Below are 23,581 nucleotides of genomic sequence, written 5' to 3'. Positions count from 1 at the left end.
ATTTTTGCTATAATGACAAGCAGTAAAATAGTTCTTCGGACTTTTGTCAAGTAATATTCTGTTTTTTTTCAAAAAAATGCGTTAAAGACAAAAAAATTTAATAAAACAAAAACTTCTTGCATAGATTTAATTTTGGGCTATTAAAATATTTAAAGAAAAATTATTTATATTTTAAATTCCAAGCAAACAAAAAAAACACAAAAATGCCCGAAGACAAAATAATTTCCCAAAACAGCCAAACAAACTCACCGAAAAAAGAAATAGCGCCGCAAAAATATCCCACAATGTTCGGAATGGCTTACAGGTACCGCAAGCCGAACGGAACATGGGCGGTAAAATTAATGTTCGGCAAAATATTTGCCGTTACGTTTTCACTCTTTTTGATTCTTCTCTTATTTAAGAGCATATTTATATACGCATTTTTCAAATACCAGCGCGATTATTCGGAAATGTCGGTAAAAACCGCCCTGCTTTACCCGCTGAACAGATCAGCAACCAACACCGCGATTGGCGATTACAATATAAAAACGGCGAAAGAACTGCTCGCAAAAGGCGAATTCCGCCAAGCGTTTGAAAATCTTTTGCGCGGGGTAAACCGCTCCCATAAAAACATTGAAGGCAAAAAGATGCTCGCCCAGTTCTTTTTTATGATGAACAAGCACGACGACGCGATGAATGTTTTAAAGAGGGGCTTGCCCTACGCCTACGAAGACCTCGCATACATGCGCCTTTACACCCAGCTTTTGATTTCCAAAATGGAAGACGAAACGCTAATCAACGTCTGCAAAAGCATTCTTGAAAAAAATCCGAAAAACGAGCAGGTCAAAACCTACCTTGCAATGGCAGTAGCCACAGTCTATTCAATGCACGGAATGTATAACGACAGCAAGGAAATGATTGTGAAATACGGTCTCGACAAGACAACGCCGGGAATACTGCGCCTTTCCAAAAACGAATGGGAACAGGGCAACCGCGACGAAGCCGTAAACATCATCGCAAACAACATAAACCTTATGCGCGACCTCGACCCCGTGTATGCCCTGCTCGTAAACTATTACATTTTGCTTGGCGACTACGCGAAAGCGCGCCAATACGGGTCTTTGAGGATTCTCGAAAAGCCGCTTGAAATTGCACCGAGGGTTGACTATCTCCGCTCAATCGCAAACAGCGGCGACAAGAAAGCCGCGGAAGAAGAGCTTAAACGCCTCTTTGAAGCCAATAAATCTGATGAAAAGAACTTAATACACATAGCAAACTACGCGGCGGATTCCGGAAATTTGGATTTGATGCGCAAGATTTACGACAACGCAATCGAAAAGGGGTTTTCAAACACGGCGCAATACTGCATGCTTTTGCTCGAAACTTTCATAACCTGCAAAAAATACGACGACGCAATAGCATTTTCCGAAGACATAATAAAAGCTAACCCCAAATGGTTAAACCGCAACGAAAATGTCTTTACGTCTTTGCGCGCGGTTGCGTATCTGGCAAAGGGCAACACCAATATGTCAAACGCCCTGATAAACGAAATCATAAAGCGCGGCACGGTAAATCCGCGCACATTGGTTGCAACGGCAAGGCGTTTTGCGATGCTCGGAGAACCGAAAACCGCGCACAAATTGTACGTCGCCGCAGTCGAAAAAGACCCGATGCACCAATATGCACTGGTAAGGCTGATACAATTCGAACTGGACGCAGGCAATTCTTCGGATTTAAACAAATACATTTTCCGCCTCATCAACATGCGCCGCCCGCCGCGCGACATGATTATGAGTGCGCGTAAAAAACTTTTGACAGACCGCTTCATATTCACCGCCGAACGCGAAAAAATCATAAACGCAATAGACGCGGTGTTCGACATGGAAAAAGCCTCCGGCAACCGTATTTTCTCCGACTTGCCCTCGGACTACGACAACGAAAAAATCCTGTCAACATTCTAAGCATAGCCCATTTAACAGAAAATCAAAATTGCCGACACCTGCATAAAGTGGCAATGCTCAAAAGCTCTAAACAAAATTGGAGCTTTGTTTTTTTTGTGCATTTTATATCCTACTTAGGCATGTAAAAACTCGTTTTTTTTATTCTATTCTCCCCCCCTCCGAAGCAAAGCATCAAGACAAAAAAGTATTAAAAATCCAACAACAAAAAAGACGGCATCTTTCGATGCCGTCTCCTGCATAAAAACTGTTTTTTAACAGACCTTTTAAAAGGCTGCCACCTTACTTTGCGAGGCGTTCCAACAAAGCTTCGCGCTGAATTTTGAGAGCGTTCGGAAGCTGGTTGTACAACTCTTCGGAAAGCGGCTGCGTTGCAACTACCTGCGGATCGTATGTCATCAAAGCCTTGAAGTCTTCTTCCGAATAGTCAAGACCTTCCCAGTTGATGTCCTTATAGTCGGGCATCAAGCCGATTGCAGTTTCGTTTGCGTGCGCTTCGCCGTTTACGCGCTTTACAATCCAGGAAAGGACGCGCGCATTGTCGCCAAAGCCGGGCCACATAAACTTGCCTTCCGCATTCTTTCTGAACCAGTTTACATGGAAGAAGCGCGGAGTCATAGAAAGACCCTTGCCCATTTCAACGAGGTGACCGAGGTACTTCGCCATATTGTAGCCTGCGAAAGGCAACATAGCCATCGGGTCGGAGCGGAGCTTGCCCAAAGTGCCTTCGGAAGCAGCGGTGAGTTCAGAACCCATCATTGCGCCCAAGTAAATGCCATGAGCCCAGTCAAACGCTTCAAATACCAAAGGTATGCCGTTTGCGCGGCGGCCGCCAACGATAACAGCGGAAACGGGAACGCCTTCCAACTTTTCCGCATTTTCGTCGATGCAGGGGCAGTTGTAAAGGGGAGCCGTAAAGCGGCTGTTCGGGTGCGCGGCGGGAGTTCCCAATTCGGGAGTCCAGGGATTGCCGTGCCAGTCGGTGAGGTTTGCGGGAGGTTCTTTTGTCATGCCTTCCCACCATACGTCGCCGTCTTCAGTTAAAGCAACATTTGTGAATATTGTATCCTTGCGGCAGGACTGCATTGCGTTGTGGTTTGTCTTGTCGCTTGTGCCGGGAGCAACGCCGAAGAAGCCGTTTTCAGGATTGATTGCGTAAAGCTTGCCATCGGGGCCGGGTTTAATCCAAGCGATGTCGTCGCCGATTGTGGAAACCTGCCAGCCGTCCTTCTGCAATTCTGCGGGAGGAATGAGCATTGCAAAGTTAGTTTTGCCGCAGGCAGACGGGAATGCCGCAGTAACGTAAGTTTTCTTGCCTGACGGGTCTTTTACGCCCAAGATGAGCATGTGTTCCGCCATCCAGCCTTCGTCGCGGCCCATTGCGGAAGCGATGCGCAAGCTCAAGCACTTTTTGCCCAAGAGAGCGTTGCCGCCGTAACCCGAACCGATGGAAATGATTTCGCGAGTTTCGGGGAAGTGCGTAACGTATGTGTTTTCGGGATTGCAGGGCCACAAAACGTCTTTCTGACCGTCCGCAAGCGGCATACCGACAGAGTGGAGGCAGGGTACGAATTTGCCGTTTTCGCCGAGAACGTCGAGAACCTTCGGGCTTACGCGAGCCATGATTCTCATGGAAACGACAACGTACGGAGAGTCTGTGATTTCAACGCCGATTTGAGAGATCGGGCCGCCTATCGGGCCCATGCTGAACGGAATTACGTACATTGTACGACCCTTCATGCAACCCTTAAACAAACCTTCGAGCTTTGCGCGCATTTCTGCGGGGTCCATCCAGTTGTTGGTGGGGCCTGCTTCTTCTTTTGTCTTTGCGCAAATGAAAGTGCGAGCTTCCACACGAGCCACGTCGCGCGGGTCTGAGCGGAAGTAATAGCTGTTCGGGCGTTTCTGCTCGTTTAGCTTGATGCACATTCCCTTTTCAATCATCATTTTGAAAAGAGAGTCTGCTTCAGCCTGAGAGCCGTCGCACCAGTAAACTTTGTCAGGAGTAGTGAGGGCGGCAACTTTGTCAACCCACGCTACAAGAGCTTTGTTCTTTATTGTTTTTGGATCTATCATAGTATAAACTTTCTTGAGCTTTTCCCAATGGAAAAAATCGATATGAAACAATGCGGATTTGATTTTCAAAAATCAACAAAAAAATTTCAATAAATCCCCAACCGCAAGCTTTTCGGGAAAAAAGACACTTTTGGCGCAAATTGCCGCCACTCAAAAAAATGTCTTCACTTTTACGGGCAAAAAATCCTTAATTTAAAAAAATGACGCAAAAGTACTACAAAATTCTGAACGCCGACGGATTTTCGCCAACAACAAAGTTCGACTACAACCCCTATCTGCCAAAAAACGGAACGGCGGGAGAATGGCTGCCCGAAATTGCCGAAAGAGTCCTGCACGCATCGGGCTACCACCTCACAAAATACTGGAACATGTGGTACGAAAAGGGCGCGAGAATTTACGAAGCCGAATTTAAGGGAAAGACAGAACCGATAACCTTCGGCGTTGAAGAAAAAATCACCTGTGCCCAAATAAGATTATTGCGCGACATAACAGAAGAGGCATTGCAAACGTTAAACAAAGAAGAATTTTCGCCCGAAAGCTGGAACATCGGTAAAAACAATACGGGAGTGCGCAACATCGGCTCAAACAATTCGGGAAATTACAATACCGGCAACCGAAACACAGGCAACCGAAACACGGGCGACTACAATACGGGAGACGCAAATTCGGGCATAGACAACGTCGGCAACAACAACAAAGGCTCGTCAAACGTCGGTTCAAACAACATAGGGCACTCAAACGCGGGAGACGGCAACAAAGGATATTTCAATGTCGGCAACCATAATGTCGGAAACGGCAACATGGGCAGCTTCAACGTCGGAAACAACAATATCGGGAAATGGAACAAGTCGAATTTAAACATCGGTTTTTTCAATACGGAAAATTCGACCATCAAGATGTTCAATAAACCCACAAACCTAAAACTGGGACAAATAATCTTGCCCGCATTCCTGCGCAAACCCGACGCAAAAGAAGCATTCAAGTCCGCCTCAAAAGAAGAAGCCTTAAAAGCCCTCACCCTGCCAAACTTCGACTACGCAATATTCGAAGAAATCACGGGGATTTCAAAAGCTGACTTCGACAAAAAGCTAAGCGAATAAATTTTGCAATACAACATACTACCCAAAATACTGTGGCATATACATACAGATATAGTACACGACTATTACAGCATTCCTTGTAAAACGGAGCATCGAAGGCAGTTTCACTTTCTTAAAACTTTATCTCACTGTAATATCCGCGAAGGTAGGTAAAACTGCCGTTCAGGCGAGAAGTAAAAAGACTGCGGTAGGAGTGTGTACACTTGGTACATGACTACTGCAGTATTTTTTGTAAAACGGAACATCAACAGCAATTTCACTTTCTTAAAACTTTATCTTACTGTAATATCTGCGAAGGTAGGTCAAATTGCCGTTCAGGCGAGCATTTGCAAAAAGACTGCGGTAGGAGTGTACACTTGGTACATGACTACTGCAGTCTTTTTGTAAAACGGAGCATCAACGGCAATTTCACCTACCTGAGAATTTCACGAGGAGCAGACGGTCCATTATCAGGACCAACAAACCCCTTGTCTTCAAGCTCGTCCATGATGGAAGCCGCGCGGTTATAGCCAATCCGCAATTTGCGCTGAATGAATGATACGCTCGCGCGCTTGGCGTCTTTCATCACCTTGAAAGCCTGCGGGGTAAGCTCGTCGTCCCACTCGCCCTCTATGCCGAAAGCACCGTCACCTGCGGCTTCAAGCTCGTCTTGCATCGCGCTTTCAAATTCGGGTTCGCCGTTTTCGGCAACAGCCTCGACAATCTTTTCTATTTCACCGTCCGACATAAACGCACCCTGCGCCCTTATTAAATCGGAAGAGCCTGGCGGAATGAAAAGCATGTCGCCCCAACCAATGAGAGTTTCCGCGCCTTTTGAATCCAAAATCGTGCGGCTATCGGTCGCGGAAGCCACTCTGAAACCAATTCTTGTCGGCAAGTTTGCCTTGATAAGCCCTGTTACGACATCGACTGACGGACGCTGGGTTGCGACAAGCAAATGAATGCCCGCCGCGCGTGCAAGCTGGGTAAGGCGCGCAATTGCTCCTTCCACTTCCTTGCCCGCAACCATCATCATGTCGGCAAGCTCGTCGATTATGCAAACGATGTAAGGCATTTTCTTTTTCGGAATTTCGATTTCGTCGCCGTCGCCTTCCAAATCGTTTTCCATCGCGTTCATGCTCATTGCGCGCTCTTCGGGGGTCTGCTCGGCTTCGAGTTCCTTTGCGCGCTCCTGCTCCTCTTTGTCCTTCAAAATTTTCGCATTGAAGCCGATTATGTTTTTCACGCCGACTTTCTCGAAAATCTTGTAGCGTTTCATCATTTCTTTCACAAGCCAGTTTAAGGCTGTCGGAACTTTTTTGGGGTCGGTTACGACGGGAACAAGCATATGCGGCAGGGAATTGTAAACTTGAAGTTCGACAACTTTCGGGTCAACCATCACAAAGCGCAGGTCGTCGGGAGTGCATTTGTAAAGCAGTGAAGCCACAATTACATTTATGCAAACACTCTTGCCACTTCCCGTAGAGCCTGCGATAAGAGCGTGCGGCATCTTTGCCAAATCCAAAACAACGGGCTTTCCCGTAACGTCTTTACCCAAGACAACAGGGATAGACGCCTTGCTTTCGTTCCACTCGCGCGACTCTATAATCTCGCGCATCGACACGTTTTGGCGCACCAAATTCGGGACTTCGATGCCGACAGTTCCCCTGCTTGTGGTTGAAACTCTGACATGGGCGGTTTTAAGCCCGATTGCAAGGTCGTCTTCCATCGCGATAATCCTGCCGACCCTGACGCCCGGATTGGGCTTTACCTCGTATCTCGTGATGACAGGTCCCGCGAAAACTTCCGATGGGGCAACGCCGATTTTGAATTCGTCAAGTGTGCCGATTATCTGCGACATTCTCGATTCGTAGTCTTCCGCCTTTGCATCTTCCTTTTTTTGCGGAGCATTTAGCAATTCAACCGACGGGAACTTATAATTGCCCTTCTTGATTTTTTGTTTCGGAGGCGTATATTTTTCCTCTTCCAATGTAGAAACTTTTAAAGACGGCATGGGCGGCGCGACATTTTCTCCCACTTCCGCAAGCGGACGCTTTTCAATCTTTGCACCCGCGCCCAAAACTTCTTCAATGGCGGCAGTCCGTACAGGCGGAACTTCCTCTTTTTCGGGAATGCGCAAAGTAATATCCTCGTCGTCAAGCTCCTCTTCCTCCGTCTCCTCCAAATCTTCTTTTCGAGGAGAAGCAAGAAGAGCATTGTCATCTTCAAGACCGAACTCGACCTCCTTTTTGGAGCGAGGTTTTTTCGTGGGAGCTTGAAATATTCCCTCGTCCTCTTCTTTCCTTTTTCTTTCAAACAGAGAGAAAAACGCCTTAAAAACACGCAAAATTCCCTTGCCGACGCAAACCAAAATTTTTACGGCAAGACGGGACGTTTCCTTTACCAACTCAAGCGGGCTTTCCGTGAAAGAGGCAATAAAGGCGAACGCATACAAAACAGGCAAAATAATCGCGCTTCCGAAATAATCAACCGCGGGATGGACTGCATGCAAAAACAAGAGCGTGCCGATTTTTCCGCCCCAGCCCGAACTGAAATATTCGGTCGAATAAATACCGTTTAAATAATCCTGAATAAAAGCCGCCAAAACCGAAAGAAGCACGACGGCGGCAAGCATTGAAAAAAGCGGAGCCAAACGCATGAGCTTCGGCCTTTTCAAAAAACACAGCACGCCGACATACGCGACATAAACCAAAATGAGCCATGTGGATACACCGAAAACCGAAAGCATGGCGTTGCAAAAAGTTGCCCCGATTTTTCCACACAAGTTGCTTGCGGGAATGTCGGTTGAATTTATGTGCATGGGATCGTTAAAGAACGTCTCCTGCCCCGCGTCGTAGCCCGCAAGAGCCACGGAAAAGAATATCGCAGCAATCAAAAGGGCAATGCCCGCATAAACGCGCCTGTTGCCGGAAAGCTCCCCGATTTTCTCGGAGCGCGGTTCTTTCAAATTTTTTTTGGATTTCGCCGAAGCCATGATTTTAAGAAATTTTTGAAGTTAAAAGCTCCCTTGCGTGGGTCAATGCCGAAGCGGAATTTCTGTCGCCAAGCATTCGCGCAAGCTCCGAAACCCTCTCCTCGGAATTCGGATTTAATTCTGAAATTTTTACACTCGTAAACGAGCTTGTCTGGAATTTTTCAACCAACAAATGGTTTGCGCCGAACGCCGCGACCTGCGGCAGGTGGGTCACGCACAAAACCTGATGCTCTCCCGAAAGCTTTGCAAGCTCGCCGCCGACTTCCGCCCCGATTTCCCCTCCGACGTTCGCATCCACTTCGTCAAACACAAGAAGCGCGGTGTGGTCGGCGTCCGCCATGGTGGTTTTTATCGCAAGCATTACCCTTGCAAGCTCCCCGCTTGAAGCGATTTTTGCAAGAGGAAGCGGTGCCTGCCCCGGATTTGCACTGAATTCAAACTCGCAAACACTGCCGCAATCCGCTCCCACGACTTCTGACGCCGTTATGCGGACTTTGAAGTCGGGATGTTTAAACCCCGTCTTTTTGAGAAGCGAAACCACTTTCTTTTCAAGCAAAGCCCCCGCTTTTTCGCGCTCTTTCAAAATTTTTTCGGAAATGGGGAAAATAAGAACTTTCAGCCTTTCGATGTTCTCCTCCTCCCTCTTAATGGAAGCCTTGACGTCTCCTTGAAGGGCGATTTTCTGCGCCATTTCATCTCTGATTTTCAAGACTTCCCGCACACTCGAACCGTATTTTCTGCGGATGTTCAGCCACGCGTCCATTCTCTCGCGGATTTGGAGGGCGTCCTCTTCGGTAAAGGAGCAATTCTCTGAAAGCGAAGAAAATTCGTCGGATATGTCTGAAATTTCTATTGATACTTCGTTTATGCGGCGGGCGAGAGCCGATGCTTCCGCGCACGAATTTGAAATTTCGCCCGAAAGCCTTATGGCGCACGCCAGCTTGTCGCAAACGCCGTCTTCGCCGCCAAGCATTTCGGCGACCGCCTGCGATTTTTCCAAAACTTCGCGAGAATTTTCCATGAGCTTGTAGGAATTTTCAAGCTCGGCTATTCCCTCTTCGGATAAACGGAGCGCGTCTATTTTTTCTATTTGCGATTTTGCGAACTCCATTTCGTCCGCCGACATCTTTTTTGCGCCTTTAAGCTCCGCAATCCTTTTTTCCGACGCCAAAATTTCCCCGTAAAAAGCCAAATATTCCGCCTTCAATTCTCCGATTTTTGCAAAATCGTCAAGCATCATCAGCTGGTTTTTTGAAGAAAACAGCTTTTGAGGCTCGTTGGAGCCGTGGAAATCGACCCAAAATTCCCCTATTTTTTGAAGGTTTGCAAGAGTCGAAAGCGAGCCGTTTACAAAGCATTTGCCGGCCTTGTTTCTTTCAATTATTCTGCGAAGAACTAACGCGCCGTCCTCGCAGACGGGCAAGCCGCAGTCTTTTAAAATTTCGTCGATGCGCCCAGTTTCGGTAAAATTAAGCACGGCTTCAACCGAACATCTTTCGGAATTTGAGCCGATAATTTCCTTTCCCGCGCGGTTGCCCGCAAGAATTGAAAGCGCGCCCAAAAGAACGCTTTTGCCCGCACCTGTCTCGCCCGTGACAACAGTAAATCCGCGCTTGAAGTCAAGTTGCGCGCTTTTCAAAAGCGCAAGATTTTCTATTTTTAAAAATTCCAGCATTCTTTTTCGTGTTATAAAAAAATTCCATTTGGGTTTTAGGGGAATTTGCCAAAGTTGTCAAACACGGCTAAAAAATATTTTCACTTTGCGCATTTAATTTTCTCCGCCAACAATCTTTAAGGCTATGTTCCTGTGGCGAAGCGCGCTGTTTGCGTCCCCCCGCCAGTCATACTGCCCTTTCGGGCAAGAACCTTTAAAATCCTTGATTTCTTTCGCAAGCCTTGCGATTTCCCCCGCGGCGGCTTCAATCGTGTTTTTCAACTCCCCGCTCTCAAATTCCCCTCCGCGCGAATAAAGACGCGCGCCGAAATACGCCTTGCAGACTTCCGAATGAAGCGAAGCAGTAATGTATGTCCTTAAAAAAAGCGGATGAATTTTCGCATAATCGGCTTCTTTTAAATGAGGTTTTGCGCTTTCGACAAGCCTTAAACTCTCCTTTGCGAGATTTGAGGCATAGTATTTTTCGGAAACAATATCGCGAAAAATCGTCCAATCCATGCACTCGCGCTCCTCAATCAGCCCATTTTCAAAAACATCTTTTATCTCCCTTTCATAAACGGAGTTGCGCTTCTTATATCGGACAGGGGCAATCTTGTTTACGACATCTTCCCAATAGCGGAATTTTTTATTTACCGCGCCCCCGACAAAAACTTCGGGCGGATTTAGCCACCTGCCGGACACATGGCGGTTATAAGCCCACTGGTTTTCGGCATAATTTAACCGCGAATGATCGGCAGTATTCGTGCCGAGAGTATAGAGGCTCGACTTTGCAATTTCCAAGGCGTTTTCAAACGCGGGCTTCAAAAATTCAACTGCATCTTTTCCGTAATTTTTCGCAATAAATTCGCCGTAAAGCCCATTGAAACTTGTTTCGCCGCCAAATGCCTTGTCCAGCGCGAACAACTGAATTTCGTTTGGAGTGCCGAATATAGACGTGTCGCCATAGCGGTCGATGCGTGCGGCATAGCCAACCACGTTTGTATTTTTCAAAAAATTCTTCATCCTGCGCGCCTGCGGTTCAACCCAAGTATTTGCAATAACGCCCTGCCCGCTGTATTCATTGCCCAAATCAAACTCTACAACCATAGGTCGGTCTAATTTTGCGATTATCGGATTGTCGGGATGAGTCAAAAAGAAGTCGTGCGGAGTTTCTTTCACCATCAAAATTATTTCGGGATACTCCAATCTGCCAATACATTCGGTTATGTTTCGATACTCATCCTTAGAGTAGGCAAAAGTTCTGATGTAAAGCTTCTTCTTCATTTCGCCGACAACGACGGATGCAATTTCGTTTACGGCTTTCGCAAGCTTTTCTCCTGTCGTTTTCATTTTCGATGAATGCTGGGCTTCGACCCTCGCGCCCGTTTCGATAAAGGTAAGAACAATCCCGTCAATGTCGGGCGCGCGAGACATCATTTCCCGATAGTCGCTCTTAAACCATTCCCAAAAATCGGGATTGTCCAAGTCTATCCTGCCGCCCGCCGCGCTTCTGAAATTCTTGGGATAGTAATCAAGCCCGTACAAATTGTGGTCCCATGCAAGGACTTCTTTTATGCCCTTTTGATGTGCGAATTTAGCAAGGCGCGCGACGTTTTCGCGGACTTTCGGGGCGCGAATTTCCCTCAAATTGTGTATTATGTCATGAGAAAGCTGAATTTGCGTTGCGCCGTATTCCTCTGCGGATTTTTCTATTGCAAGCTCCGCAAGAGGAATATTGTCGGATAATATCACAATAGAACGGACTTTCCCTTCGCTAAAAGCGTCCAAAAAAAACAAGCAAGCTAACAATGCGGCAAAAAATGTTTTCATATGCGAAACTTCCCTTTTATGGAAGCGAACGGTTTTCTTTTAGTAAAGCAAAAAATATATATTGCGTTTTTTATTGCTCCAAGCTTATTTTTTAAACTTAATGTTTTTACTATTATGACTGGTAAAATTATAGGCGGAATTATCGGCGCAATGGTGGCGGGCCCGTGGGGAGCGGTTATAGGGGCCACAATCGGGCATTTTTCGATCGATTCAAAATCCGGCGAAGGCGCGGGGCAGAACCAATTTCTGATTTTAATGTGCGAGGCGTCCGCAAAAATCGCAAAATCAAAAGGCGTCATAAAAAAAGAGGAAATAGCGGAACTTGAAAGCATATTCAAAGAACTTCGCCTCGACAGCGAAGCGCGAAAGCGCGCAATCGGATATTTCAGAAGCGCGAAAAATTCCCCGCGTTCGCTAAATGAAATCGCCGAAGACTTCGCGGCACACTTCCCGTCTTTGGACGCGCGCCAGACATTTATCACGGTTTTAATCCGCATTGCGCTTGCAGACGGAGCCTTGCAGTCGGAAGAGATGCGCGAACTGCGCATGGCGTGCGCCGCACTAAAAATCGACCCTTCCATTCTAAGCGGACTTGGCGGAACAAGAAACAGCTCGTCGTCCGCGCATTCATCATCGGAAAGCCAAGACCTTGCGGAAGCCTACGCCGTTTTGGGAGTCAAACCCGACGCCTCTTTGGACGAAATAAAAACAATATACCGCAAGAAATGCAAAGATCTCCATCCCGACGTTTTGCGCAGCAAGGGACTGGGTGAATTTGCAATGAAGGCAATAGAAGCGGAACTTGTGAAAGTAAACGACGCCTATGAGCGCATAATGAAAGCGAGACGCTAAAATGAAAAAAATTAAAATCACGGCAAACGGAAAGCAATTTGAAATATCGGAAGGCAAAACCATATCGGAATTTGCAAAAGACATGGGGCTAAACCCAAAAAGATGCGTCGTGGAGCTTAACAAAAAGGCGTTGAAATTTTCGGAATTTGAAAATCTGAAATTAAACGGCGGCGACATTCTTGAAATTTTAAACCTTGTCGCGGGCGGATAAAAAATCCGAATGAAAATTATTGTTTAGAATTTTTCACCGCTCAAAACAAGATATAAAAAAACATTTATGCAGGAAATTCCACCAGAGTTTGAACGCTACCAAAGGCAGATTGCCCTTGAAAATTTCGGCATAAAGTCCCAAAAAAAACTGCAAAATTCAAGCATCGCCATAATCGGAGCGGGAGGAGTCGGCTCCGCGGCACTGCCCCTTTTGGCGGGAAGCGGCATCGGCAAAATCAAAATCATAGATTGCGACAAAGTTTCGCTTACCAACCTCCACCGCCAAACAATTTATTCGGAAAGCGAAACAGATAAACCCAAAACCGACGCCGCCAAAGAAAAACTTTCAAAGCTGAATTCTTCCATAGAAACAGAGGCGTTCAACGTAAAAATAAGCGGCACAGACACTCTGAAAGAAATTCTTAAAAATACAGATATTTGTATCGACGCAACCGATTCCTTCAATACCCGCTTCATTGTTTCGGATGCCTGCAAATCCTTGCAAATGCCTGAAATTTACGCAAGCGCACAAGGCTATGTTTCGCAGAATATCCTGTTTTTCAAAAATTTTTATCTGCGCGAATTTTTAGAAGAAGAAAATTCCGCGCAAGGGAAGCCTCAAAACCTGCCGATATTTCCGCCTGCGGCGCATTTAAGCGGAATTTGGGCGGCGGCAACCGCAATAAAATATCTGGCCGGCATTGAAGATATTAAGGCGGGATTTTTTAAATCCTACAATTTTTCAGACGACAAATTCACGCGCCTTGAATTTTAAAAAATAAAATTTACCTCATAAAAAAACCGCCAGCAAAAATAGTTTTGCGGACGGTTTTTAGCGGAAGACCGAATATTTCTTTCAATATCCGTTCCTATTCACATATAAGAGGTATTTAACGATACATCTCAAATACACCCAATTTTACATCTTCAAACAACTTTCCTTCTTTTGTTTTTCGGATATACCAGCCATTGGGCTTGCCGTTTTCATCGTCAAAGAACATTGTCACTTCCTCGTCAATAGTTGTTTTATCGATTTTATACGAGAAAGTCAAAATAGCAACCTTATCAGTTTTTTGAACATATTTACAGCTTAACTCATAAGAATCATTCCTAATGTCAACAATGCACTTCTTATTGTTTATCATAGATAAATTTGCCCATTCTGATTCAATAGAAATATTGCCAATGTCAAAATCTATTCCGCTAACTGCATCCACATCGTAAAACCTGATGCCAGTTCCAAGAGTTAAAGCTTTTGGAGCAGAAGATTTTGTTTCCTCATAAAGGGATATTTCTAAGTCGAATTCTCCGTTTTTAGACTTTAATGTTCCGAAGATTATACCGTCTTCGTAATTTAGCACGCCTTTATAAGACCCTTTGTCAACAGCGCGCTTATTATTATACAAATCTTTTTCGCGGGTATATTGCAATGAAATATCCGCGCTTGTAGGTCCTTTGCGCTTGTATGAATATGTGCTGGAAGTCAACGCGTCAAAAATTTCTTCTGTATTAAATTTTACAATGCGCATTTGCTTCTTGTCTTGAGAAATTGATATGAAAGAATTTTCCTCATTCCAATATCCGTCCAAATTATGATGGGTTGTGATAAATAAGCCTTTCCCCACAAAATTTTCGGGCATTGGGCATTTTTCCACTCTCACGCAGAAATACATATTGCTTGAAGTTCCATCGGCATATCCCAATTTCTTTGTGCCGTTTTTAACTTCGCACCGATAGTATCTCACAATATTGTCTTTATTGTATTCAAGCTTCTTAAACGAGAGCTTCTTCGATGTGCCGCCTTTGGCAATCGGAACCCCTTTATCGTTCACTGAAGAGCATTCATACCACTGATAGACAAGCGATGCTCCCGTTGCAGTTACAGATAAGTCCAACGGGTATTCACTGTAAGCGATATATGCCCCGCTTTCAAAATCGCACTCAGCCTTATTTTGAATGACGCTCCAACCTGTTATTTTTGCCGCGCCTTTTAACGTAAGCTTTGCCGCACTTGACACAACTTCATATTGCCCGCTTGAAACCAAGCAAACGTATTGCACAGATTCGTCAACATTTTCAAGAATTAACTTACTCGTTTTTGCCGACGCATTATCAGTAATCTTTTCCAATGTTTTTCCTATTTTTTTATACCATTGGTATTTGAGATTGTTTCCGTATGCTACTACTTCAAATTCAACATTTTTGGTTTCAAAAGTAGTTTTGCCTTTGGGAGAAACGCCAATAATGGGCTTGCCATTCACTCTTAAAGTTGTAACAGCAGAAGATTTTGTTTCTTTATCATCGGAAACCAAGCATTTATACTGCCAACCGTTCATCTTGACAGTTGGTTTCTTTACGGAAAGTTCTTCTTTATTGCCAATGGCAACGAACCCTTTGCCGTCTTGTTTGTCCACACGCCAAGCATATTTTAATGCCTTGCCATTAAAATTGTTTGCATAGACTTTTAGTGTTATATCTTCCCCTGCATTGCATTCTGTTTCCTCTTCAATATCTTCCATGATAACAATGCCAACGGAAACTTCATTTGTTTCTATTGAATACTCTCCGCTTGAAATATTGCACTTATAAATAAATGAATCTGCAATATTTTCAATAAGCAGCTTATTGGTTTTTGCGGATTCATTATTCGTTATTTTGCGCCAGCCACTCCCATTATTTTCATACCATTGGTATTGAAGATTGTTTCCATAGGCAATTATTTCAAATTCGACGCTTTTCCCATCAGATGTTTTATTCATTTGTATGGATTCAATAAGAGGATATCCCTCAACAAAAAGAGCCGTAGCTGTGGAAGTCTTTGATTCGTCACTGGTTGAAACCGTGCATTTGTACTGCCAGCCGTTCATCTTGACATTGATATTTTTAATTGTAAGCTCCGCATTGTTTCCGACGTTTACGAAGCCTTTACCGTCCTGTTTATTGACATACCAAACATATTTTTGAGGCTTATTCTCAAAATTTTTCGCATTTATACTCAACGTAATATCTTCTCCGGCAGTGCATTTTGTAGTTTTTTCAAGGTCATTTAACAATACGATGCCGACAGGATATTCATACGCTCCAATAGTTGACATGTAAAGATTGCGTTCATTCCCGCGCGCATCATAATACGGGACGGACAATCCAACGGAATTCCCTTCAAGCGGAGTAATTGCCATGCCAATTGCGGGGCTGTTTTTATCCACTGCAATGGTTTTCACATACCCGCCATTATCCGCAAGGGCATCAAGTTGCGGATTTGCACTGATTACATCAGCCAACATCACGCCCTCAACTTCAAACTTGTAATCTTCGTAATATTTGCCTGTTTCGTAATCCCAATATTCGCCGTAATACCATTCAAGATTTTCAGTATTTTGAATTATGCAACTCGAAACATTGGCGGGAGTAAGCCTTTCCCCATAATCCCAATAGTCATCACCATTGTATCCCACATCAATAGCGGCAGGCTGCCCCTTGTCATTCCAGAATATGCAATTTACTATATTTGTTTTGCATCGGGGCGAAACATACAAGATGGCTTTTGCGTCTTCTTCATAATAAGGATCTTCCCCTTCGTTTGATATGACATTGTTATAGAATGTACAGTTATAAATATCTACAACTGACTCATAATCATAAAATTCTCCATCATTACTGATATGAACAGGCTTATTATCTTCATTAAACATAGTTCTGTTATTTGCTATTGTGCAATTTTTCATTGCAAAATAAGATGCATAAACATCAAGAAAATTTGAAGATTCCGACGATTTAAAACCTGATATTGTACAATCTTTTATCAGCAGACTTGAATTAAATGCCTCAAAGCTTATATTTTCAAACGTACAATTTTCAACTGAAATTAGATCTGCGAAATTTCCCTCACCACGATCATCATTTGATGTGTATATAAAAGAACATTCTGTTGCATTTGTTTTAAAATGAATGCCATTTAAATTGCCACAAATATTATATTCATATTCTCCCAAAATAATAATTGTTGGATTTTTACTATCGAGTTTGCGTTCTTCCAATGTTTTTTCAGTACCATTAAAACCGCCGTAAATAGATACATTGTTAGGTGAACGTTCACCCCATTGATAAGTTCCGGACTTTAACATAACAACGCCGCCATATCCGGAATCATTCTCGCATTCTTCCATTGCCCTATCGATTGTCTTAAAGGCACTACTCCAAGATTTGCCATTATTGTTATCATTTCCGCTTGGACTTACATAGAAAGTTCTCTTTGAAGTATCAACCGTAAGCTTGGTAGGCTCTGTATAAACTATCTTGCCGTCTTCTGTTTCAATAACTGCTCGATACTGGTTGCCGCTATTATATACAAAAGCCCTGACAAACAAAGACCCATTGATAACGCCCATGCCCCAGTCTTCATAATTGTTGTTTATGTCAATCCACTTTCCGTCAACTAACATTTGCCAATTTACATAAGCGTTGTCAGGAGCGTCTGTGCGAATAAGAATTTGATTTACTTCGCCATCGCCATTAAACATCGGCACGTCTTCATAGTTGCCAATAATCGAATATTCCTTTGCAACATCTTCAACAATAAGTTTTGCTCCGACATACTTCGTCTCCTTGCTATCGGAAATTTTGCAGCGATAAATTGCGCCGCTATCGCTTTCTTTAATATTGTTTACCGAAATGGAATTTTCAGACGAATTGGTGCTTGCCCAAGTATTGCCATCAGTAGATTTTTCCCACTTATATGAGAGAGTTCCCGAGCCCGCCTTTGCAGACACGCTAAAACTTGCGCTTTCGCCTTTCTTTACAACCGCGTCTTTCGGATAGTCCAAAATAGAAATCGAGCTTGTCAATTCCCTGCCGACATATACCGTCGGAGACGCTCCAACCGGCGTTTTTAATGAAGTTGCAAGCAAGTCAACCGCGTAAACCTGCGCGGAAGAATTTGGCAATGCAAGCGACTCTTTTGAAGAAGAACCGCTTAAATTTTTGTCATAAATTTTCTTTGAGGCTGCATTTTCAAGATCTCTTACCAATAGTTTGTAAGCACGCCCATTGCCGTTTGCAAATTCAACACTTGCGCTTTGAGCATTTTGTTTAATTGCCACAGCTTTGCTTGAAATATACGCAGGGGCAGATTTTTCCGCGGCGACATCAATTTGCGCAAATGTTGCCCCCGACGATGCAGGCGCACTGTCAAAAAAGCGGTGCGTATTGCCAAATATCAAGAAATTCGACGCCTTGCTTGTCGGATATAGTTGAAAATGCTTTGGATAATCATCAAGATCATCCATGGCATACTCGGCAATTTTAGTTGTTTTGCCTGTTGAAATATCGTAATTATACCAAATGCGGGAAGCACTATTAATATCATCCGACATGAAAATAATGTTATATCCGTCCGGAGACAAAAATGCGACGGGACAATATTCATTGCCAATAAAATAAGGATTTCTAAATTTAATTTCTTTTTCCGTGCCGCGATCCAAATCTCTAAGGATTGCATTGAAAGTATAATAACAATGCCCATAATCCCAAGCATATTCAATGTCGCTCCTTAACACTAAAATTTTATGCCCATAGTAATCTATTCCGGCAAAATCACCGTTAACGACGGTACTATTAACCTTATCTCCATTGATTATATTTTGAATATCTTGATAACAATAACCCCCATCAAAAAATAATCTTTTGGAATCTCCCGAAAAGAATGCTTCATTATAGTTGTTATATCCCGGGAGTTCATATTCTTTATTTTTCTCAATATCGTATAATTTTTTACAATAATAATCATAGTATTCATCATACCATTCATTGCCATCGGATAAAACAAGATATTTGCCATTCGGCGAAATTACGGCATCTATATAATCTAAAAATTTTTTAATTTCACCCGTTTTAACATTTGCCAAAACGACCCTCTTTTCAGGGACAAACGAAACTTTACATTTATTTATGCGTATCTTTACATTGCCTTCACTATATAAATATAAACGAATTTTTGTTGGCTGAAAATCTATTGTGCGATCACAATACTCCCCATCATACAAATAAAAATCCATGGTATTGCCATTTGCATCTAATAGTTGGCATCTATCAATATAAACATAATTCCAATAATAATCGAAATATGGATTATTTTTACCCTCAATTTCAGAATAATCTATTTCAACTTTAACCTTTTCTGCATACTTGCCTTTTAAAGTGCGCGGGAAAGAAATCGGCAATTCTATATAATCTCTTCTTTCATCTGTTTTATTATTATAAAGATCAAAAACGATTGGTAAATTTGCAATATTTGCCGATTCGGTTGCAATTTCGCTTCCGACAATCGAGCTATCCCTTGAAGTAAACACAACATAGTCGCCGCCAATCGCATTTTTATTTTGTTTTGAATCTTCGTCGTATAAGCCAGGTTTGGATAAAGATGCGCCCGCACTCAATCCCTTTGAAACAAGAGTTATTGCGCCTGTTTTGCCATCGAGCATATAGACGTCGGAAACTCCGTTCGTATCTTCAGAAGAATAAGATGCCTTTGTTTCAAAAACATACCTATCGGTTGATTCGTCATAAGAGGCTTGTTCAACGCCGGTAATTCCATAACGCATTAACGGATACTGAATGGCAGTTTCTAATTTGTTCCGCTCTGTTACATATTTATTAAAGTATTTTTCTTTAATTATGCCCTCTTCAACAAAACCTTCGATTATGTCTTTTGACATATTTGGGAAAACACCTGAGAGAGTAAAATCCTTTATAGAAGACAAAATAACCCTGTTTTTTATCAGGTTTGGCAAGTCTTCTCCGTCGATATTTCCTGCAAATACTGGCGCAAGGTTTAGATCCAAGTTATAGTTTAGATATTTGGATGTATCCAAGCTGACAGTTGCATTTAAAGAAGCGGCAAATTTATCAATGTAGTCAAGAGCGGGAGTTGCCTCTTCCTTTGAAACTGCAAAAACATAAGAAGATCCGCTTTTTCTGTCGGCAAGATTGTTGATTGCATTTTTTAGCAAAGTGCAGGCGGTTTTGAAGTGGGCTTTTGCCTTTGCAAGATTTTCTTTCTCTTCAAAAGTTGCCAATTCAGGGAAAGCTCCAAGAGCCATTTGGGCCGATAAATCATTATATGTTTCAATAAACAACGACGGTTTTACATCCAAATTGTAGCTTGTCGCAAAATAAATGGCACCCGTTGCAAGATTTGCCAACCCCTTGATAAACTCCACATCCGCATAGTCAATGTATAGAATTTCAGATTCATACAAATCAAACCCCAAAATACTGATTTCCTTCGTATGAATTACCATTTTTTTCATAGAAGAATCTATGTCTTCGACAAGTTTTAACGCCTCCAAAAGTTCGGGCAAAACCGCATTTTTAAGATAGTCAATATCCTCTTTTGTGCGCCAAGTCTTAGAAATATCCTCAACGCTACTAACCTCTCCTACGTAAAGATTAAAGAGATTATCATTATATACGGGGAAACCTATCGAACGTATTAAATAAATAAACGACTCATTTTGAAACGGCGCGATAACTTTTGTAATTGCCGCCATGACCTTTGCAGACGATGAATTTGGCTCGTCTAACAAGGCTTTTTCAAACATCGCCTTGGCAAGTGGAATATTATAATTTAGCAACGCATCATGCCCAAGTTCCTAATGGCTTTTTGTTTGCGCGCCGGCAAAAGTTAAAGCACAAAATGCTGCGCATGCTACAATGATTGTTGTTAACTTTCTCATTTTCGTGTATTATTTTTTATTAAAGTTATGCACCGTCCGTCTGCATTCAAAATGACGTTTGACGTATCCATCGTTAAGACTGCGTCTTTAAATTTATAATCTATTCCGTCACGTGAAAGCGATGCGTTCTTCAAGCGAAAATTTAATCCCTCCCCCTCCATGAAACTTGCTTTTTGTGCGCAAAGTTTGCCATTGGAAAATTTTCCGCCCCAATCAACAACAAAGCCTTCTATTTGCACAAGAGACGTAAAATATCTCGACTTTATTTCGTTTAAATTTTCAGATATCGGGTTATCCGCATAAATTTTAAATTTCAAAATCTTTAATATTGTTTCCTTTGCAAAATTACAGGAAAGGAACCCCATTTTTTTGGTTTTACGCAAATTTCTTCAAATGAAATTTCCACACTCGGAAGACCATTTTCCGCAAATAAAACGCTGCTGAAATTTTTTAATGTGTCGTGAAAGACTTTGACGTTTGCAAACGCGAAAGAAAAGCACTGCAATATTTCCGAAAAGAACAATGCAAACAAGAAATATAAAATATTGTGCCTGAGCTTTGTCAAAATTTTGTTTAGCAGAAACAAACGGTTAAATATTTTTAAATAATAAAAGCGCCAAGGGGAGGTTTCCCCTTGGCACTCGCGAACAAAAATTATCCCTATCTATTAAAATCTGTACTGTGCGCCCAAGTTTAAGTTATGCGAAAGGTCGCTGGAAAACTCTACGGCATAGTCGAGATATATTCTCCAGTGCTTATCGATATTGTAACCTGCGCCGACTCCGAATAAGCCTGTATCTCTATCGAAATTTGTGCCTCTTGAACGGAGCATTGTTGCCGTCGAATTTAAGTTCAAGAATGAAGAATCGATATCGTAAGAGTCATCTGCAAATTCGTGCGCATACAAGAGTTTGCCGCCGAATGTGAACTTTTCATACACATAGGTTAATTCGACGCCAAGTATTGATTTTACGCTTGCATAGTTGTCAGACTCAATTCTCATCAAGTCGCTGCGAGATCCGCTCTTTTCGTCAATATCAGGATTCAAGAGCAAAGTCGCATTCAAACCTATAATTGGCTTTACGAAGAACTCCGTATTGAAATATGGTTTCCATGAGTATCTCAGACCCGTGAAGCCGTTAATCATATGGGAATTCCAATCGCTCTTGATTTTGTCGCCGGAGAGATTTTTGCGTTCCGCATCAGTCATGCCGAATGCGTACGTGATACCGAGATACCAGTCAAAGTTTTCCGCACATGCATAATCCAAGTATGCATTCAAAAGAACACTTTGAGTTTCTGCATCGCCCGCATTGTGCTTGCCGTTTGACTTTGCGTTAAACCCGCCGACGCCAAATCCTGCGAACAAATCCTTGGTTGCGATGTATTCAACATTTGCCAATCCTCCATAGATGAAATCATTTGAGCCTGACATATTTGAATCGCCGCTGTAAGAAGAGAACTTGTTGATACTGCGAATAGAAGCGGTTGTTGTACCCTGCACAATAGTTCCCGGACGCCCGCCCTTAGTCAATCTCTTTTGCGGAGAGAGCGCATTTAGCAAATCGCGCGTTTGGCTTACTCTGTTCAACGTGTCAAGATGTACGATATGAGCCAAATCCATATTCATGCGGATTGCGTGTGAAGTGGATTGTGGCAAGACTGCACCCAATGTTCCATTGCCGGCATTATTCATGAAGTCTTGTTTGAGCTGAAGAGCTTCCGAATTATTACCGTTTGAATTGTATTTAAGGTTGTCGTATATTTTTGCAAGTTGATTTTCGTTAGCCGTTTTCGCAAATACATCTTGCAAATACGTATTTTTCTTGATGTCGAAAGAAACCTTGGAATTATCCGAACCTCTATTATTGTACTCTACAGTGATGTATTCGTGGGCAACGGTCTTGTTGCTTACATCAAGTGTTGCAGAGATTGAATCATCATTGTGATTGCCAATAAGGGTATTTACGCCCGTTGCATTTTCATCAAACTTGTATTTGCCATTTAACAATGAGTCAACAAAACCAGTTGCACCATTGCCCTTCAAGCTACCGGCTGTAATTTTAGAAACAGTAGGATTATTGAATGTAATATCCTTACCGCTGGCATTTACAGTGATATTTTTAGTACCTGCATTAATGTTACCTGCGATTACAGCGTCTGAACCTTCAGAACCTAATTGGATATCGCTATTGATGTTGATGTTGTTAACAGTGCCATCAAGAACGAGCTCACTATTATTTGAAGATGCAATATTTATATCACCTTCAATATTACCAGCTGTAACAGTATTTTGAGCATCTTTAAATGTTACATCGCCAGTCAAGTCATTTACATTGAGCTTAGAAGTATTTTGTGCAAATGTAACATCACCTGTGAAGTTCTTGATAGAACCATCATTATTAATATCGTCTTTAATTGTTAGACTCTTAACAGATGTTCCGTCAACTGCAAGTTTATCGAGTTTACCATTTACAATAACGTCTGTTTCTTTTGCATTTTCAAGAGTTGTTTGAATATCGCACTGCGTTAGCAAGTTTGTTGCAGAAGAATTTGTCAATGTTTCATCGCCTTTTGTGTTAAGCGTAAGCTTTTCAACATTCGTCACTTCAACAGTGCCCTTGGAACCAGTACCGATTGCGGTATCTGCCGCGCTGATTTCAACTTCACCCTGGGCGTATTCGTTTCTTACAGTAACTTTTGTATTAGCATCTGCGCCGTTCAAGAATATATTGAGCTTGTTTTTAAGCGACTGCCAAATCGAAGTACCGCCATTGGCATTCAGCGTGTTTTCACCAGAATCTGCAGTATTATTAACCGTCGTTTCACCTGCACTCGCAGTTACTTCTGCACCATTGCCAATATTTTCGATTATCGTTGAGCCTTCATTATTAACTTCAATAGATGCATTATCTACAAGTTCGTTAATAGTTGCATCAGCATTACCGGCTATGACAGCTTTAGAAGTTACTTTTTCTGCATTTAAAGAAGCATTATCTTCAAGAGTGATGTCAAGTGTTTCAACTTCAATAATTGTTACATCTCCCTTAGCAGTTGTAATTGTTGTGTTCTTTACTGTACCCAATTCTACTGCGCCTGTTGTAGTGCCAACTGTTACATTTTTAACTGCCCCTGCCGTAGCGTCAATACCATTGATTGTTGCATTTTCTGCATTGATGTTGCCCAAGTCGCCCGCTGTTATCTTGCCTGCGCTT

General features: G+C 42.8%; 12 protein-coding genes. 5 read left to right on the top strand and 7 right to left on the bottom strand.

From position 1 onward, the window contains the following. The first annotated feature begins 203 nt into the window (after positions 1-203). Positions 204-1,940, top strand: coding sequence for a tetratricopeptide repeat protein (locus MOX91_RS07310; RefSeq protein ID WP_370397430.1), 1,737 nt, complete (start codon positions 204-206; stop codon positions 1,938-1,940). Between the two features lie 279 nt (positions 1,941-2,219). Here the strand turns inward: MOX91_RS07310 and MOX91_RS07305 are convergent, their stop codons facing one another. Further along, complete coding sequence (locus MOX91_RS07305; RefSeq protein WP_370397429.1) at positions 2,220-4,013, bottom strand: phosphoenolpyruvate carboxykinase (GTP); 1,794 nt, start codon at positions 4,011-4,013, stop codon at positions 2,220-2,222. 200 nt (positions 4,014-4,213) lie between these two features. On the opposite strand from MOX91_RS07305, the gene MOX91_RS07300 reads away from it, so the two are divergent. Then, positions 4,214-5,113 (top strand): pentapeptide repeat-containing protein, encoded by a 900-nt coding sequence (locus MOX91_RS07300; RefSeq protein ID WP_370397428.1) that lies wholly within the window; start codon positions 4,214-4,216, stop codon positions 5,111-5,113. A gap of 412 nt (positions 5,114-5,525) precedes the next feature. Here the strand turns inward: MOX91_RS07300 and MOX91_RS07295 are convergent, their stop codons facing one another. The 3 genes from MOX91_RS07295 to MOX91_RS07285 all read right to left on the bottom strand — a co-directional run bounded on the left by MOX91_RS07295 (position 5,526) and on the right by MOX91_RS07285 (position 11,571). Continuing rightward, positions 5,526-8,087, bottom strand: a complete 2,562-nt coding sequence (locus MOX91_RS07295) for an FtsK/SpoIIIE family DNA translocase (RefSeq protein WP_370397427.1) — start codon at positions 8,085-8,087, stop codon at positions 5,526-5,528. A gap of 4 nt (positions 8,088-8,091) precedes the next feature. Next, the gene (locus tag MOX91_RS07290) at positions 8,092-9,762 is read right to left on the bottom strand and encodes a DNA repair protein RecN (RefSeq protein ID WP_370397426.1); all 1,671 of its coding nucleotides are present in this window, start codon (positions 9,760-9,762) and stop codon (positions 8,092-8,094) included. A gap of 93 nt (positions 9,763-9,855) precedes the next feature. After that, entirely contained in the window at positions 9,856-11,571 is a 1,716-nt protein-coding gene (locus MOX91_RS07285; protein WP_370397425.1) for a hypothetical protein, read from the bottom strand. Between the two features lie 114 nt (positions 11,572-11,685). On the opposite strand from MOX91_RS07285, the gene MOX91_RS07280 reads away from it, so the two are divergent. The 3 genes from MOX91_RS07280 (at position 11,686) to MOX91_RS07270 (ending at position 13,408) form a co-directional block, all read left to right on the top strand. After that, a complete protein-coding gene (locus tag MOX91_RS07280; RefSeq protein WP_370397424.1) occupies positions 11,686-12,423 on the top strand; it encodes a TerB family tellurite resistance protein in 738 nt (245 codons plus the stop codon). A 1-nt stretch (position 12,424) separates the two neighbouring features. Continuing rightward, the gene (thiS, locus tag MOX91_RS07275; protein ID WP_370397423.1) at positions 12,425-12,634 is read left to right on the top strand and encodes a sulfur carrier protein ThiS; all 210 of its coding nucleotides are present in this window, start codon (positions 12,425-12,427) and stop codon (positions 12,632-12,634) included. 66 nt (positions 12,635-12,700) lie between these two features. Then, positions 12,701-13,408 (top strand): HesA/MoeB/ThiF family protein, encoded by a 708-nt coding sequence (locus MOX91_RS07270; RefSeq protein ID WP_370397422.1) that lies wholly within the window; start codon positions 12,701-12,703, stop codon positions 13,406-13,408. A gap of 115 nt (positions 13,409-13,523) precedes the next feature. Here MOX91_RS07270 and MOX91_RS07265 read toward each other — a convergent pair whose 3' ends face one another. The 3 genes from MOX91_RS07265 to MOX91_RS07255 form a co-directional block, all read right to left on the bottom strand. Beyond that, positions 13,524-20,231 (bottom strand): choice-of-anchor Q domain-containing protein, encoded by a 6,708-nt coding sequence (locus MOX91_RS07265; RefSeq protein ID WP_370397421.1) that lies wholly within the window; start codon positions 20,229-20,231, stop codon positions 13,524-13,526. Between the two features lie 131 nt (positions 20,232-20,362). Next, positions 20,363-20,683: a hypothetical protein gene (locus MOX91_RS07260; protein WP_370397420.1), complete on the bottom strand. Its 321-nt coding sequence runs from the start codon at positions 20,681-20,683 to the stop codon at positions 20,363-20,365. A 350-nt stretch (positions 20,684-21,033) separates the two neighbouring features. Beyond that, on the bottom strand, positions 21,034-23,581 hold a 2,548-nt coding region (locus MOX91_RS07255), incomplete at its 5' end, for an autotransporter family protein (protein WP_370397419.1).

Origin of the sequence: Intestinicryptomonas porci (genome assembly GCF_033971905.1) — a bacterium.
Classification (GTDB): Bacteria; Verrucomicrobiota; Verrucomicrobiia; order Opitutales; family Intestinicryptomonadaceae; genus Intestinicryptomonas; species Intestinicryptomonas porci.
Note: the sequence above shows the minus strand (reverse complement) of the source record. Positions and strands in the feature narration are given on the sequence as shown.

What these genes read in the sequence shown, in the direction of transcription:
- MOX91_RS07295 (WP_370397427.1), bottom strand. Translation starts at nt 8,087, where the DNA reads ATGGCTTCGGCGAAATCCAAAAAAAATTTGAAAGAACCGCGCTCCGAG.
- MOX91_RS07280 (WP_370397424.1), top strand. Translation starts at nt 11,686, where the DNA reads ATGACTGGTAAAATTATAGGCGGAATTATCGGCGCAATGGTGGCGGGC.
- thiS (WP_370397423.1), top strand. Translation starts at nt 12,425, where the DNA reads ATGAAAAAAATTAAAATCACGGCAAACGGAAAGCAATTTGAAATATCG.
- MOX91_RS07285 (WP_370397425.1), bottom strand. Translation starts at nt 11,571, where the DNA reads ATGAAAACATTTTTTGCCGCATTGTTAGCTTGCTTGTTTTTTTTGGAC.
- MOX91_RS07265 (WP_370397421.1), bottom strand. Translation starts at nt 20,231, where the DNA reads ATGTTTGAAAAAGCCTTGTTAGACGAGCCAAATTCATCGTCTGCAAAG.
- MOX91_RS07305 (WP_370397429.1), bottom strand. Translation starts at nt 4,013, where the DNA reads ATGATAGATCCAAAAACAATAAAGAACAAAGCTCTTGTAGCGTGGGTT.
- MOX91_RS07310 (WP_370397430.1), top strand. Translation starts at nt 204, where the DNA reads ATGCCCGAAGACAAAATAATTTCCCAAAACAGCCAAACAAACTCACCG.
- MOX91_RS07300 (WP_370397428.1), top strand. Translation starts at nt 4,214, where the DNA reads ATGACGCAAAAGTACTACAAAATTCTGAACGCCGACGGATTTTCGCCA.
- MOX91_RS07270 (WP_370397422.1), top strand. Translation starts at nt 12,701, where the DNA reads ATGCAGGAAATTCCACCAGAGTTTGAACGCTACCAAAGGCAGATTGCC.
- MOX91_RS07290 (WP_370397426.1), bottom strand. Translation starts at nt 9,762, where the DNA reads ATGCTGGAATTTTTAAAAATAGAAAATCTTGCGCTTTTGAAAAGCGCG.